Origin of the sequence: Rhizobium sophoriradicis (assembly GCF_025200795.1) — a bacterium.
GTDB classification, from domain to species: Bacteria; Pseudomonadota; Alphaproteobacteria; order Rhizobiales; family Rhizobiaceae; genus Rhizobium; species Rhizobium sophoriradicis.
In genome coordinates this window covers 3,482,634-3,497,371 of record NZ_CP104152.1, presented here as the reverse complement: position 1 = coordinate 3,497,371, position 14,738 = coordinate 3,482,634, and the positions used below count along the sequence as shown (strand labels likewise).

Genomic DNA, 14,738 nt, shown 5'->3' with positions numbered 1-14,738 from the left:
ATGGCGCTAGAGCATGATGCCGAAAAGTGTCAGCGGCTTTCGGACGACATCCTGTTCTAGCGGCGAAGTGCATTCAGGAGCGGCAGCGAGGGCTCGCCGTCCGGCTGCATGCCGATGCGCTCCTGCACCGCCGATATCGCCGCCTTCGAACCCGAGCCGAAATTGCCGTCGACCTCGCCATTGTAATAGCCGAGGGTCTTCAGGCGGGTCTGCAGCTCGAATTTCTCGGTGATATCAAGGGCGCCGTCCGGGCGCGGCCAGCGCTGCTGCATGCCGCCATAACCGGCGATCTGATCGGCCAGCAGGCCGACGGCAAGCGCGTAGCTATCCGAGGCGTTGTAGTTCTTGATGGTGAAAAAGTTGGCGGTCATCAGGAAGCCCGGGCCGTTCGGTCCGGCCGGCATCTTCAGCACGGCCTTGGTGGCGCCTTCGCGGAAGGCCTTGCCGTTTGGGCGTTTCAGGCCGAGCTCCGCCCATTGGGCAAGCGTATGGGTCTTGCCGGCCTGCTTGGCGGCGGCAGCGGGAACGACGACCTCGTAGCCCCAGGTCTTGCCGGTATCCCAGCCGTTCTTCATCAGGAGATTGGCCGAGGTCGCCAGCGCATCCGGCACCGAATTCCAGATGTCGCGATGGCCGTTGCCGTCGGCGTCGACGGCGTAAAGCAGGTAGCTTGTCGGGATGAACTGGGTGTGGCCCATGGCGCCCGCCCAGGAGCCGGTCATCTCGCGTGCCGGCACGTCGCCGTTCTGCAGGATCTTCAGCGCGGCAACCAGCTGCTTCTTGGCGAATTTGGCGCGGCTCGGGTCGGCATAGGCAAGCGTCGCCAGCGCGCGCGGCACGTAGTGCAGCCGGTCATCCTTGTCGAGAATCGCACCATAGTTCGATTCCATCGACCAGATGGCGAGCAGAATGCTCTTGTCGACGCCGAAGCGCTGCTCGATCGCATTGAGCGTGCGGGCGTGCTTGGCGGCCATCTCGCGGCCGATCCTGACCGTGTAGGGATTGACGCGCGAATCGACGTAGTCCCAGATCTTCGAGGTGAATTCGGGCTGATAGGCCGCCTTCTCGAGCACGGTGGGATCGGGCTCGCTCACCCCGGAAAAGGCCTTTTGATAGGTTGCCTTACTGATGCCACTCTGAGCGGCTGTTTGGTAAAAATCCGCGATCCATTTCTGGAACCGGGAATCAGCTTTCGCGCTGTCGGGAACCAGGCCTACCTGGGCGGCGACAACGAGGGCGAGAGCAAGACCACGAAGGGAGTTTTTGTGATTCTGGATCATCGACAGTCGTATCCGTCATCTTCAGTTTTCGGTGCAGCAGAGGCGTCATGTCCGCCCAGACCCGAGACTACAGGAACGGAGTCAACAAATTCTTTACCATGGCGGTCGGCTGCGGTCACCATTGCAAAACAGTAGCAATTCTATACTAGGTAGAGCCAAAAGGCTCTTTTTCCAAAGCGATATGGCGAAGCAGGAGGCCGGGTGTGGCTCAGCATAACAAAGTTCGTAAAGCAGTATTTCCGGTTGCCGGGTTGGGGACGCGATTCCTGCCGGCGACAAAGGCTGTTCCGAAGGAAATGTTGACCGTCGTCGACAAGCCAATCATTCAATATGTCGTCGATGAGGCGATCGAAGCCGGGATTGAACATCTGGTTTTCGTCACCGGGCGCAACAAGCACGTCATCGAAGATTATTTCGACATTCATTTCGAGCTTGAGCAGACGCTTAAGGAGCGCGCCAAGAAGGCGGAAATTACTCTCCTGCAGCAGCAATTGCCGAAGGCCGGCACGGTGAGCTTCACCCGCCAGCAGGAGCCGCTCGGCCTAGGTCATGCGGTCTGGTGCGCCCGCGAAATCGTCGGCGACGAACCTTTCGCGCTGCTGCTGCCCGACATGATCATGAAGGGCGACAAGGGCTGCATGAAGGGGATGATCGACCTTTACGGCCAGAGCGGCGGCAATATCATCGCCGTTGAAGAATGCGCGCCCGACCAGGCGCATAAATATGGCATCGTCGGCGTCGGCGAAGCGATCGGCGAGGGCTTCCGAATCACCGGCATGGTTGAAAAGCCCGCCAAGGGAACGGCGCCCTCCAACTTCTTCATCAACGGCCGCTACATCCTGCAGCCGGAGATCTTCAAGATCCTCGAAACCCAGGAGCGCGGCGCCGGCAACGAGATCCAGCTCACCGACGGCATGCTCAAGCTACTGAAGGAACAGGATTTCGCCGGGTATCACTTCCGCGGCACGACCTACGACTGCGGCGCCAAGGACGGCTTCATCCTGGCAAATGTCGCCTACGCCCTCGAACGCGCCGATATCCGCCCGACCGTCGAAGGTGGCTTCAAGGAATTGCTTGCCGGCCTGAGGTAAGTTTTCCGTACAGCATATGAATGACGAGCGCCGCGTATCCTCCCAGATGCGCGGCGCTCTTTATTAATGTTGTAGCCTGATGTCGTCCGCAAACCGCTCACACTTCAACATCAGGCTTAGCGTTTGAGCTTAAGGCCGACGCCGGCGCGCCATTGCTGCGAATCGGTGCCTTCCTTGCGCGTCGTCAGCTCGTAGCCAAGCGTGCTGGTCAGATCGAGATAGCGGTTGATGTTCCAGGTCAGGCCGGTCGCCGCGGTATAGACGAGCTCATCGTTGATGGTGCTGTCGGTGGGATAATCGCGCCAGATGACCCCGCCGATCATCGTGCCGACCAGATTGTCGCGCAACTGATGCGTGACCGTCGTCGTCAGCGCGTGCGAGACGTAACCGCTCTCGCCCGCCGTAGTCGTAGGCTGGATGCTCGTCTGCAGGTCGAGATTAACATCGGTGCCGCGGATCGGCGACCAGAGCAGGCTCGCATCGAGCGTGGCCGTGTCGATCGACGAGAGCCTGTTATCTTCGAAGTCCGCCCTCGCGTAGCCGATGCCGACTTCTCCCTTCAGCTTTTCACCGAGATCGACCTCGACGCCGGCTTTGACGCCGTAGCTATGGCCCGAACGCTCGTAGCCGGCGGAATCGCGTGTCTCGTCATAGAGCGTCCGGCCGATCGTGGCCTCGATGAAGGGGATCAGCGCGGGCGACAGCTCGTAGCCGACGCGGCCGCGCAGCGTGCCCGTCGTCTGATTGCGGTCGCTGAGCGCGACGGTCGCGCCGCTTGCCAGCGTGGCGTCGGAATAGATCGAACGGGTGAGCGCCAGGGCCGTCGTACCGCGCAGGATGCCGAAATCGCGTTCTACGGAGGCCCCGGCCGAAAACTCCTGCACATCGGATTGCTGCGTGGCGTTGGCGACCGCGTCAGGGTCGTCCGTATCTTCGCGGTAGAAATTATACCCGGCGGTGAGGTGCGCGACCGTCTCCTGGGGAAGGTCCAGTCTGAGATCGCCGTTGATCTTGAAGGAAGGCTGCTCCTCGCCTTCGCCGCTGATATTTCTCTGCCATGCGCCTTCCGAGGTGACGCTCAGCTGGTGGCGGCCCCAGTCGGAGGTCAGCGTCGCTGCCGCATCGTTTTCGAGGAAGGCGCGCCGCTGCCTAGTGTCGCCATCCTTGGTGGTTTCGGTGTTGATGCTCTGGGTGACGCTCGGACGGAGCACGAAAGTGCCGAGCGGAATGCCCGGCGTTTCCGCCGTTGACGCACTTTCAGCAGCCCGGCGGCGCGGCATTTCGTCGACCGGCGCTTCGCGGGTGTTCAGCCGGCGGATGTCCTCGTCGAGGATGGAGCCGGTAATGTCGTTGCCGGCTTGCGAATCCGGTATGGCGGGCCTCTGCGAAGCATCATCCGCGTTCTCGGTCGTGCCGTTCGCCGCGGGAATGGCGCCGTCGTCGCTCTCGGTGGACGCGGCGATGTAGGTGGTGCGATTGTCCTGAGAGGCCGCGGAGCCGCTGCTTGCCGGTTGCTGCGAGGCGGATTGTGCAAAGGCTACCTGGCTAAGCAGCAGACTGCCGAACGCAGCAAAGGAGACGGCACGGCTCATGGCGCGGAGCGGCGTCACACTGCTCGTCTGATTTGGCTGGCCCATGCAATTCGCGCCTGACATGCTTTCGGTTCTTACCCAAAGGTAAAGCCTCGTGGTTAATCATTCGTTGCCGACGGTGGGCGCCGTTCACAATTCGGAAAGAGGCCGGGGTGGACTTGGAAAGTGAAAAGGTCTAACGCAATTCCATGAACAGAAGAGCGATAAAACTGGTCGAAAACGGCGTGCTCGAATCAGCAAAACGCACGATTGAAATTGAAAAACGCGGTCTTGAAGCGCTCGAACAGGCCTTGGACAATGGATTGGCCGGCCCGTTCACCCGCGCGATCGAAGTCATCGGCGATATCTCCGGCCGGGTGATCGTCACCGGCGTCGGCAAGAGCGGCCATATCGGCGCCAAGCTGGCGGCGACCTTCGCGTCGACCGGGACGCCCGCCTTCTTCGTGCATGCGGCCGAAGCCAATCACGGCGATCTCGGCATGATCGCGCGCGACGACGTCGTGCTGGCGATTTCCAAAGGCGGCGAAAGCGCCGAGCTCAAGAGCATCATTTCCTTCACGCGGCGCTTCTCCATTCCGCTGATTGCGCTCACCTGCGGCGAACACTCCTCGCTTGCCACGGCCGCCGATATCGTGCTTCTGGTGCCGAACGAGCAGGAGGCCTGCCCCAACGGGCTGGCGCCGACGACCTCGACACTGATGCAGCTTGCGCTTGGCGATGCCTTGGCAGTAGCGCTCCTGGAGGCGCGCGGCTTTACCGCCACCGATTTCCACGTCTTCCATCCCGGCGGCAAACTCGGCGCCAGCCTGACGCATGTCGCCGACATCATGCATACCGGCGAGCGGGTGCCGCTCGTGGCCAAGGGCACGCCGATGCCGGAAGCGATCACCGTGCTATCGCGCAAGCACTTCGGCTGCGTCGGCGTGCTCGACGAAGAGGGACGGCTCTGCGGCATCGTCACCGAAGGCGACATGGCGCGAAACCTGACCCGCAATCTCGGCGAGCTTGCCGTCGACGACATCATGACGAAGACGCCGAAGACGGTGAAGCCGACGATGCTGGCGACCGCGGCCCTGGCGCTGCTCAATCAGCACAGCATCGGCGCGCTGATCGTCATCGACGAGGACAGACGGCCGCTCGGATTGGTGCATTTCCATGACCTGCTGCGGATCGGCGTCGCCTGATCGGCGCTGTTTGATCAGACGGGTTCGACCCTGAGGTCGCGGCCGTTGCTCGCCACCACCTTCACCTGTGTGCCCACGGGCAGATCAGGCCCCATTACCTGCCACAATGTATCGTCGAGACGGATTCGGCCGCGGCCTTCGCGGATCGGCTCGTGCAGCGTCGCGGTACGGCCGACCAGGCTCGCGCCGCGCTGATTGAGGAAGGGCTCGTCGGTGGCGGCATTGCGTAGCATCAGCCTGCGGCCGGCGAAGGTCGTGGCAACGGCGAGCAGGGCAAAAAAGATCGCCTGCAGCTCCCAGACCCAGAAGGCACTATCCCAGAAGAGCAGCGACAATGCGCCGACGATCAAGGCGGCGAGGCCGATCCACACCAGGAAGAAGCCGGGCACGATCATTTCGGCGGCGAGCAGAACCAGGCCAACAACCCACCAGCTCCACGGACCGAGTTCGGCGATGATCTTCGCCAGCATGGCTTAGCGCTCCTGATCGGGATTGAAGGGATTGGGGCTCGGCGGATTGATCGGCGGGGTCGAGCGGACGGGTGCGGGGCGCGGATGCGGCGGCGGCGGCGTTGCCGAGTTGTTGCCGGCATTGCCGAAGACCTCGCGGGCAATGGCGCCGATGCCGCCGAGGGAACTGAGGATAGAGGAGGCTTCCATCGGCATCAGCACGATCTTGGAGTTGGGCGCCGAACCGACCGAGGCGAGCGCTTCTGTGTATTTCTGCGCAACGAAATAGTTGATCGCCTGAACGTCGCCGGCGGCAATCGCCTCGGAGACCATCCTCGTCGCCTTGGCTTCAGCCTCGGCAAGCCGCTCGCGGGCTTCCGCATTGCGGAAGGCGGCCTCACGCTGGCCTTCCGCCTGCAGGATGGCGGATTGTTTGGCGCCTTCGGCCCTCAGAATCTGCGCGTTGCGCGAGCCTTCGGCTTCCAAGACCTGGGCGCGCTTCTCGCGCTCGGCCTTCATCTGGCGGGCCATGGCATCGACGAGGTCGCGTGGCGGCTGGATGTCCTTGATTTCGACGCGGGTGACCTTGATGCCCCAGGGCTGCACGGCCTCGTCGACGACACGCAGCAAGCGGTCGTTGATCGCATCGCGGTTGGAAAGCAGTTCGTCGAGATCCATGGAACCCATGACCGAGCGGATATTGGTCATGGTGAGATTAAGGATGGCGTTTTCGAGGTGGGAAACCTGATAGGCGGCCTGGGCGGCGTTCAGCACCTGATAGAAGGCGACGGCATCGGCGGAAACCGATGCATTGTCCTTGGTGATCACCTCCTGCGTCGGCACATCAAGCACCTGTTCCATCACGTTCATCCGCGCGCCGACGCGCTCGATGAAGGGGGTGATGAGGTTCAGACCAGGCTCCAGCGTGCGGGTATAACGCCCGAAGCGCTCGATCGTGTAGCGGTAGCCTTGCGGCACGGTCTTGATCCCGGCAAAAAGCACCAGGATGACGAAGATGACGAGCACGATCACGACGATGTCGAAGCCGCCGAACAGCATGAAAAATTCCTCCCAACGGCGCGTGCGCCCACTCACTGATGTGGGGAGTTAGCACGTTCTTCGCGAGGAAGAAATGCCACACGGATGCCACACTTCCACCTCCACGTGAAAAGCAGGTTTCCTCTCGCTAAGATCCGCGGGCTGCCGCCGGTTATCCCTGCGGCGCCGTTATTCTCAGGCCCAGCCCTGCAATTCCCGGCGGACGACCTTTTCCAGCACCTTCATGCCATCATCGCTGTCGTTGAGGCAGGGAATATGCGCAAATTTCTCGCCGCCGTTTTCGTGGAAGGAGTGGGCGGCCTGTTCGGCGATCTCTTCCAGCGTTTCCAGACAGTCGGAAACGAAGCCGGGGTTGATGACGGCGATGCGCTTGACGCCGTCCTGGGCGAGTTTCTCCACCGTCTTGTCGGTATAGGGTTGCAGCCATTCCTCCGGCCCGAAGCGGGACTGGAAGGTGACCATGAAATTTTCCTGGGTGAGGCCGAGCCGCTCGCGCAGCAACCGGCCGGTCTTCTGGCACTGGCAGTAATAAGGGTCGCCCTGCTTGAAATAAGACATCGGAATGCCGTGGAATGAGGCGAGCAGCATCTCCGGCTTCCAGTCGAGCGACGAGAGATGACTTTCGACGGATTGGGCAAGCGCCTCGATATAGGTCTCGTCGTCATGATAGTCGGGCACGGTGCGCAGCGCCGGCTGCCAGCGCATGGACAGCAGCTTATGGAAGGCCTTGTCGTTGACGGTTGCGGTCGTCGCCGCGGCATATTGCGGATAAAGCGGGAAGAGTACGATACGATCGCAGCCCTCCTGCTTCAGCGCCTCGATGCGCGAGGCGATCGACGGCGTGCCGTAGCGCATTGCCCAGTCGACCTTGACGTTCTCAAGATCCTTGAGGCGCCCGGCCATCAGTTCTGACTGATTGCGCGTGTAGGTGCGCAGATAGCTTTCGTTCTTTTCCTTGTTCCAGATCAGCTCATAAGCCTTGCCGACCTTCTGCGGGCGGGTGTTGAGAACGATGCCGAACAGGATCGGGTACCACTTCCAGCGAGACCATTCGATGACACGGCGATCGGTCAGGAATTCCCTGAGATAGCGACGCATCGACGTGTAGTCGGTGCCGTCAGGCGTGCCGAGATTGACCAGCAGGACCCCGATTTTGCCTGACTTGACCGCCGGATGGTCGGCCGGGCGGAGAGAAATATCTGCTGTCATTCTGGCCCCAACGCTCTCGTCTGTCTCGTCGGCTCATACGCAGCCGGAAGACCATGGTTCACCCTATAGAAAGAAAAACCGGCCCGGGAAACCCCGGACCGGCCGTTGCAATCGGGACAAATTGTCTTATTTCGCTGGAACTTCGATCTCCTTGCCAACCGTCAGGTGGCGCGGGTTCGGACTGCCGTTCGCCTCCGAGAGCTTCCGCCACAGGGTGCCATCGCCATAGAAGGTGACGGCGAGGTCCCAGAAGGTGTCGCCCGCCGCGATGACGTGGGTGGACGGCGTCGTGGTGGCAGGCGCGGAGGCAGCCGGCGCTGGTTCCGGAGCAGGCGCGGGTGCTGCTGGCGTGGCCGGGGCTGGCGCAGCAGGGACAGGCTCGGTGGTTGGTGCTGGCGTGGCCGGTGCCGCAGGGGCGGGCTCGGTAGCCGGTGCGGGTGTCGCAGGGGCAGGCGCGGGCTCTGTTGCCGGTGCAGGTGCTGCCGGCGCGGGAGCGGGAGTAGCCGGTTCGGCAGCGGGTGCCTGTGCTATGGTCGCGCCGATTTCTGTGACGCGGCCATCGGTATAGGGCTTATAGGGAGAGTGGGCGGCCAAAAATTCGGCTGTCACGTCGGCAAGATCCGGACCGTAGTCATAGGCGTTCTTGCCTTCCTTAAAGATCGAATAGCCGTCGCCGCCGGCCCGCATGAAGTTATTGGTGGCGACCTTATAGGTCTTGGCCTGGTCGATCGGAGCGAAATTGTCGCCCTCCTTCACCTGGACATCGCTGACGCGGCTGCCGACGGGCTTCGACTGGTCGAACGAGAATTTCAGGCCGGCGACCTGCGGAAAGCGGCCGGCGCCCTGATCAATCTGGCTGACGCCGTTTTCGAGCGCCTTGACGATGTCTGCGCCGGTGGCCTCAAAAGTGGCGAGCGTATTCTGGAAAGGCAGGACGGTGATGACCTCGCCCTGGGTGACATCGCCGCCATCGATCGACGCACGCAGGCCGCCGCCGTTCTGAACGGCGATGGTGACGCCCTGGTTCTTCGTGCGGTCGAGCATGGCGTCGGCCACCAGATTGCCCATCGAGCATTCCTTGACGCGGCAGACCTTACGATCGCCCTCGATCGGGCCTTCGGAGGCGCCGATCACCTTCTTGCGCAATTCCTCGATCGGCTTTGCCAGTTCGGCGACGCGGGTGACGACAGCCGGATCGGGCGTGAAGGACGAGTCGATCAGAATCGGGTCGCCCTTGGCATCCTTGACGACGCCGTTATCGTCGAAATTGACGACGATATCACCGAGATATTTGCTGTAGGAGGCGGCCTGGACGACCAGCACCTTGTAGCCGCCGGGATTGTCGACCATCGTCGGATATGGGCCTTCGGCCTTCGGATCGGTGTTGGACAGCAGGCTGTGCGAATGGCCGCCGACGACGACATCGACGTCGGGAATCTTGGCGATGAAAGCGAGGTCGCGGGGATAGCCGACATGGGTCAGCGCGATGATCTTGTTGACGCCCTGGCCCTTCAGGTCCTGGACCGCGGCGGTGATGGTCTGAACGTCATCTTCGATGGTGACGTTCGGGCCGGGCGAAGACAGCTCCGGCGTATCGTTGGTGACGGCGCCGACGATGCCAATCTTCTGGCCACCGACGTCGAGCACCAGCGAGGGCTTGATGCGGTCGCCGAGCTTGGAGGCAGCCGTCGCCTTGACGTTGGCCGTCACGACGGGGAACTGCACCTTGTCGAGGAAGGTGGCAAGCCCGTCTTCGCTGTCGTCGAATTCATGGTTGCCGACGGTCATGGCGTCGAACTTCATCAGGTTGAGGAATTCGGCTTCGGCCGCGCCCTTATAGGTGGTGTAGAAGAGCGAGCCCTGGAAATTGTCGCCGGCATTCAGCAGAAGGACATTCTTGCCCGATAGCGCCTGGCGGCGCTGGTCGATCGCGGTCTTCAGGCGGGCAGCGCCCCCGAAGCATTCCTTCTTGCCTTCCTCCTCGGCCGAGCAGGTGGAATCGAACTTGTTGATCGATTCGATGCGGGAATGGAAATCGTTGATATGAAGAATATTGAGTTCGTAATCCGCAAAGGCGGCGCCCGCGCTCAGCGCCAGCATGGACGCGGTCAAAAGACCGAAGCTGAAAGACTTCGTCATCCCTGTTCTCCTGATTGAGGCGAAAGATCCCCCTCGCCGATCCCTTCCATAGTCCGCCGGGGCGGTACCCGGCTTGCCGATGTTCCATGACACGGCATAGGTCTGCAAGGGAAAGCTGGGCCAGGCGGCACTCTTTCCAAGAGGGGCGGGACAAAAAAGCCGGCTGCTATCTCCGGCATTCGCCACCGGCGTCATTACGGTGGAGTTCGTGCACAGCCTCGGAAATATTCGGAACCGAAGGAAGCGCGCCGACGCCATAGATCAGCACGACCGGCAAGGCGAAGACCAAACTGCAGCGGGCGCGATAGACGTTGGCCGGCAAAACGACGGCCAACGCGGCAAGCGGCATTGCGAGCAGCAGAATGAGGTAACCGGCGATGGCCCGGATGGTGTGCTCGGCCTATCGCCTCACGCTTCAGCCGCGGCGGGAAAGCGTGAATTGGGACCCTGTTGCGGTGGTGCAATTAAGCTGGGTTGGTCCAATGAGGGCGCAATTGACGAGAGAGGTTGTTTTTTTCACATTCGAGTAAAGGTTAATCTGAATAATTTGATCAGGTCCGACCGTATAAGTTCCCGATGCCATCTGCGTGTTTGTTCCGTCGCTTGTGCGAGTTACAAACTGCCCACCTGTGAAGGTGGAGGTTAAGCCATTGGCATCCGTCCATTCGCCTTCAACAGAATTCGTAACGGGTGGGGCGGCTGCAACCACCCTCTGTCGCGGCTCCGATGAAACGCAGGCGGCAAGAGCGGCCGCGGCTCCGACAAGAACGAGACCAGTTCTGATTTTCATAAGGCTTCTCCCGGCGATTCGGCGTGGCGGTCACCCGCCAAGTTCGGGCAAAACATGGCGTGCGCCCGCCATGATGGCAAGGCTTGGCGCGGCGGGGGCGCCATTTATACAGCCAGCGTTACAAAAATGCCCGCCTTGCGGCGGGCATCATCGAGCTTGTGCGAGCACTCTCAGCGAACGAGAATGTTGCGGAACTGCCACGGATCCTTGGTGTCGATATCCTCTGGGAAGAGGCCCGGACGGCCGTCGAGCGGGGTCCAGTCGGTGTAATGACCTTCGACCGGGCCGAGATAGGGCATCTGCACTTCGAGGCAGCGTTTGTAGTCGATCTCGTCGGCTTCGACGATGCCGGCCGTCGGGTTTTCCAGCGCCCAGACCATGCCGGCGAGAACAGCTGATGTGACCTGCAGGCCGGTGGCGTTCTGATAGGGCGCGATGCGGCGGGTTTCCTCGAGCGATAGTCGCGAGCCATACCAATAAGCGTTCTTCTCATGGCCGTAGAGCAGAACGCCGAGTTCGTCGATGCCGTCCTCCAGTTCGTCCTCATCGAGAACGTGATGGACCGGCTGCGGCGTGCCACCATTGCCGAACATCTCGTGCAGGGAGAGCACGGCGTCATTGGCCGGATGGTAGGCGTAGTGGCAGGTCGGGCGGAAGGTCACTTCGCCGTCCTTGTCGCGGACCGTGAAATAATCGGCGATCGAGATCGACTCGTTATGGGTGACGAGGAAGCCGTACTGCGGGCCGGGCGTCGGGCACCAGGTGCGCACGCGGGTGTTGGCGCCCGGCTGCTCCAGGTAGATCGCCGCCTTGTTGCCCTTCTTGTGCTGCTTGGCGTTCTTCGGCATCCATTCTTCATGGGTGCCCCAGCCGAGTTCGGCCGGCTGCATGCCTTCTGAGATGAAGCCTTCGACGGACCAGGTGTTCCAGAAGACGTTGAGCGGCTTCGGATGCTTGGTGCGCTGGGTGTCGCGCTCGGCAATGTGGATGCCCTTGACGCCGAGCTTCTTCATCAGCTTCGCCCAGCCTTCGCGATCGTGCTGGTCCGGTTCCTCGAACTTCAGGCCGATGTCATTGGCGAGGTTGACGAGCGCCTGCTTGACGAACCAGGAAACCATGCCCGGGTTGGCGCCGCAGGTCGAGACAGCGGTGGCGCCGCCCGGGTTCTTGGCCTTTTCCTTGCGCACGGTTTCGCGCAGCGCATAGTTGGTGCGGTCGGCGTTGCTCATGCCCTTGTCGAAATAGAAGCCGAGCCAGGGCTCGACGACCGTGTCGATGTAGAGGACGTCGAGCTTGCGGCAGAGCTTGATAATGTCGAGCGAGGAAGTGTCGACCGAGAGGTTGACGCAGAAACCCTGGCCTTCGCCTTCCGTCAGGAGCGGCTTCAGCAGCTCCTTGTAATTGTCCTTGGTGACATATTCCTTGATGTGGCGGACGCCGTGCTTCTTCAGAATTTCCATGTCGGAGGGTTCTTCACGTGGGTCGATGACGACCATCCGGCTTTTGTCGAATTTGAAGTGGCGCTCGATCAGCGGCAGGGTGCCGCGGCCAATGGAGCCAAAGCCGATCATCACGATCGGACCGGTAATTTCGGCATATACCGGGTGGTTCTTGTCCGTCATTCTTTTCTCCTGTGGAAGGGGACGAAGGCGTTCAGCCTGAAGAATTCTTTTTTGAAATTGCCGCAGAAATGCGAGGTGACCGGCTCTAACCACAAAACGGCGTCACAATAAAGAGTGTTGACCGGGAAAGGTCGAATATCGGGACGAGATCATCTAACCGAAAATCAACGTTTCAGAATTTCAAGCCCTTCGGCGGTCGTCGTCATGGCAAGCTCGGTAATCTCGTATTCAGCGACGTTGTGGATGGTGAAGGGGTCCGCTGCCACATAAGCCTCGATTGCGGCGCGCTCGCCGATTGCGAGGATAGCGCCGCCGGTGCGCGGCACCTTGCGGCCGGAGGCGAGAAACCAGCCCTTGGCATAACCCTCCTTCACCCAGGCCATGTGCGGCTCCATGTGCCTGTCGGCTTCCTCGTTGGACTTACGATAGGTGAGGGAGAGAATGAACATTTTCAGTTCCTGACAAGTTTGGCGCGGATCAGGCCGCGCAGCGAGTTGCCGATATAAAGCGTGCCGGCATCGAGTTCGGCCAGTGTGAGGCGGCCGACACGCGCCTTGCGCGTGCAAATGAGTTCGGTGCGCAGCACGCCCGCAAGCAGGCCGCAGGAGATCGGCGGAGTGCGCAGCGTGCCGGTTCCGTCATCCAGGAAGACGGAGGTGATGGTGCCCTCGCAAACCTCGCCGCGCTCGTTCAGCAGGATGACTTCGTCGGCCTCATCCGGCGCATATTCGGCTCGCGCCACCTCGTAGACGGCGCGGCGGGTGGTCTTGTGGCGTAGCAGCCTGTCGGTGGAATCAAGACGGGTCTCGGCGATGCGCACCGTCCAGACCGTCTCCGGCGCCAGCGGCACGAAAGCCGCGCTCGTTACCTCGATGCGACCCTGCGCGTCGAAGGTCAGGCGGATGCGCAGCGGACCGGCGGCGCCCGCAACGGCGTCCTCGAGCTTGGCGGCGGCATCGACCGGCTGCGGGAAGCCAAGGCGACGGGCGGAGCGGGAAAGCCGGGCGAAATGCAGCCGCAGGCGGATGAAGCCGTCGCCAGGCTGCCAGCGCAGCGTCTCGATCAACGAAAAATCCGTCATCGCGCGATCCATTGGTCGCCGACGGCGAAGCGGGCCTTGAGCAGGCATTCCTCATATTCGGCCTCGGCGGTCGAATCGAAGACGATGCCGCCGCCGACATTAAAGACAGCCCTGCCGCCGTCAAAAAGCGTGATGGTGCGGATCGCGACGGAAAAACGCATGGCGCCGCTCGGCGAGATCATGCCGATCGCGCCACAATAGGCGTCGCGGGGAGCATCCTCCAGCGCGTGGAGGATTTCCATCGCCCGCATCTTCGGTGCGCCGGTGATCGAACCGCAGGGAAAGAGGGCGGAGAAGATGTCGCGGATCGAAAGGCCGGGGATGAGCCTTGCCTGCACATGGCTGACCATCTGGTGGACGGTCGGATATGTCTCGACATCGAAGAGCTTCGGGACATCGAGCGTGCCGACCTCGGTGATGCGTGAGATATCGTTGCGCAGCAGATCGACGATCATGCGGTTTTCGGCCTGCGTCTTGATATCATTGCGCATGGCTTCGATAATTTCGGCATCCTCGGCGGCGGTGGCGCCGCGTTTGGCCGTGCCTTTCATCGGATGGGTCTCGATCCAGCCTTGCTCATCGGTGCGGAAGAACAGTTCGGGCGAGCGCGACAGGATGACGGGGCCGCCGAGATCGACCAGCGCACCATATTTGACCGGTTGGCGTTCGATCAGCGACCAGAAGGCGGCATGCGGATCGCCATTCCAGCGGGTCTCGACTGGCATGGTGAGGTTCGCCTGGTAGGCGTCGCCGAGCCTGAGATGCTCGTGAAGACGGTCGAAACGCTCTTTATATATAGGGAAATCCCAAGCGGCTTTCGGGGCCGTGAGGAATTCCTCGTTTTCCAGACGCTGTTTCGGCTGGGCAAGCGGGTGTGTGTCCGCTTGCGGCGCTTCGAAGACGCCGAAAAGGAGAAGCGGTGTTTCGCGGATTTCGTCGGCGAAGGAGGCGAGTTTGTCCTCGAAAAGGTATCCGGCCTCGTAGGCCATGTAACCGGCGAGCCATTTGCCTGCGGCCTTTGCTTCTTCCATGCGGGCGAGGCCGGCAAAGAATTCGGTGCTCGTCCTGGCGACGATGAGTTCCGACGGCTTAGCGAAAAGCATCACCTGGCCGGTCGTGTCGTCGCGGAAGAGAATATAGGGTTGATCGGACACGCAACGCTTTCAGTTGTTCTGCTCCCCATGGCTCGGATGCGATCGGGAGCGTCAGACATTTTCTCTCTTCTCCCCTCGGGGAGAAGAT

Annotated in this window: 14 protein-coding genes; 2 read left to right on the top strand and 12 right to left on the bottom strand. The window is 61.6% G+C overall.

Features of this window, described 5'->3' with window-relative positions; all coding sequences use genetic code 11:
* Positions 1 to 56: 56 nt before the first annotated feature.
* A complete protein-coding gene (locus N2597_RS17265; RefSeq protein ID WP_038691249.1) occupies positions 57 to 1,280 on the bottom strand; it encodes a lytic murein transglycosylase in 1,224 nt (407 codons plus the stop codon).
* Between the two features lie 203 nt (positions 1,281 to 1,483).
* Here N2597_RS17265 and galU point away from each other — a divergent pair, with 203 nt between their 5' ends.
* Positions 1,484 to 2,371 (top strand): UTP--glucose-1-phosphate uridylyltransferase GalU, encoded by an 888-nt coding sequence (gene galU / locus N2597_RS17260; protein WP_038691247.1) that lies wholly within the window; start codon positions 1,484 to 1,486, stop codon positions 2,369 to 2,371.
* Between the two features lie 116 nt (positions 2,372 to 2,487).
* Here galU and N2597_RS17255 read toward each other — a convergent pair whose 3' ends face one another.
* Positions 2,488 to 4,008, bottom strand: a complete 1,521-nt coding sequence (locus tag N2597_RS17255) for an outer membrane beta-barrel protein (RefSeq protein ID WP_183598233.1) — start codon at positions 4,006 to 4,008, stop codon at positions 2,488 to 2,490.
* Positions 4,009 to 4,151: 143 nt separating this feature from the next.
* Here N2597_RS17255 and N2597_RS17250 point away from each other — a divergent pair, with 143 nt between their 5' ends.
* The gene (locus N2597_RS17250) at positions 4,152 to 5,147 is read left to right on the top strand and encodes a KpsF/GutQ family sugar-phosphate isomerase (RefSeq protein ID WP_183598235.1); all 996 of its coding nucleotides are present in this window, start codon (positions 4,152 to 4,154) and stop codon (positions 5,145 to 5,147) included.
* A 14-nt stretch (positions 5,148 to 5,161) separates the two neighbouring features.
* On the opposite strand, the gene N2597_RS17245 is transcribed toward N2597_RS17250, so the two are convergent.
* The 10 genes from N2597_RS17245 to N2597_RS17200 all read right to left on the bottom strand — a co-directional run bounded on the left by N2597_RS17245 (position 5,162) and on the right by N2597_RS17200 (position 14,599).
* Entirely contained in the window at positions 5,162 to 5,617 is a 456-nt protein-coding gene (locus tag N2597_RS17245) for an NfeD family protein (RefSeq protein WP_038691241.1), read from the bottom strand.
* Between the two features lie 3 nt (positions 5,618 to 5,620).
* Positions 5,621 to 6,655: an SPFH domain-containing protein gene (locus N2597_RS17240; protein ID WP_183598237.1), complete on the bottom strand. Its 1,035-nt coding sequence runs from the start codon at positions 6,653 to 6,655 to the stop codon at positions 5,621 to 5,623.
* A gap of 174 nt (positions 6,656 to 6,829) precedes the next feature.
* Entirely contained in the window at positions 6,830 to 7,864 is a 1,035-nt protein-coding gene (gene hemH, locus N2597_RS17235) for a ferrochelatase (protein WP_183598239.1), read from the bottom strand.
* Between the two features lie 126 nt (positions 7,865 to 7,990).
* Positions 7,991 to 10,003, bottom strand: coding sequence for a 5'-nucleotidase C-terminal domain-containing protein (locus tag N2597_RS17230; protein WP_183598242.1), 2,013 nt, complete (start codon positions 10,001 to 10,003; stop codon positions 7,991 to 7,993).
* Positions 10,004 to 10,169: 166 nt separating this feature from the next.
* On the bottom strand, positions 10,170 to 10,391 hold the full coding sequence (locus tag N2597_RS17225) for a hypothetical protein (RefSeq protein ID WP_341356242.1): 222 nt from the start codon (positions 10,389 to 10,391) through the stop codon (positions 10,170 to 10,172).
* Between the two features lie 27 nt (positions 10,392 to 10,418).
* Positions 10,419 to 10,793 carry an outer membrane lipoprotein Omp10 gene (omp10, locus tag N2597_RS17220; RefSeq protein WP_077990638.1) on the bottom strand — a complete coding sequence of 125 codons (375 nt, stop codon included), beginning with the start codon at positions 10,791 to 10,793 and terminating at the stop codon, positions 10,419 to 10,421.
* Positions 10,794 to 10,963: 170 nt separating this feature from the next.
* Entirely contained in the window at positions 10,964 to 12,415 is a 1,452-nt protein-coding gene (locus tag N2597_RS17215) for a homospermidine synthase (RefSeq protein ID WP_077990635.1), read from the bottom strand.
* A 164-nt stretch (positions 12,416 to 12,579) separates the two neighbouring features.
* Positions 12,580 to 12,864: a YciI family protein gene (locus N2597_RS17210; protein WP_077990632.1), complete on the bottom strand. Its 285-nt coding sequence runs from the start codon at positions 12,862 to 12,864 to the stop codon at positions 12,580 to 12,582.
* Positions 12,865 to 12,866: 2 nt separating this feature from the next.
* Entirely contained in the window at positions 12,867 to 13,496 is a 630-nt protein-coding gene (locus tag N2597_RS17205) for an aminotransferase class IV family protein (RefSeq protein ID WP_077990858.1), read from the bottom strand.
* On the bottom strand, positions 13,493 to 14,599 hold the full coding sequence (locus N2597_RS17200; RefSeq protein WP_210281937.1) for an aminodeoxychorismate synthase component I: 1,107 nt from the start codon (positions 14,597 to 14,599) through the stop codon (positions 13,493 to 13,495). The genes N2597_RS17205 and N2597_RS17200 overlap by 4 nt, the downstream gene beginning before the upstream one ends.
* Positions 14,600 to 14,738: the final 139 nt, after the last annotated feature.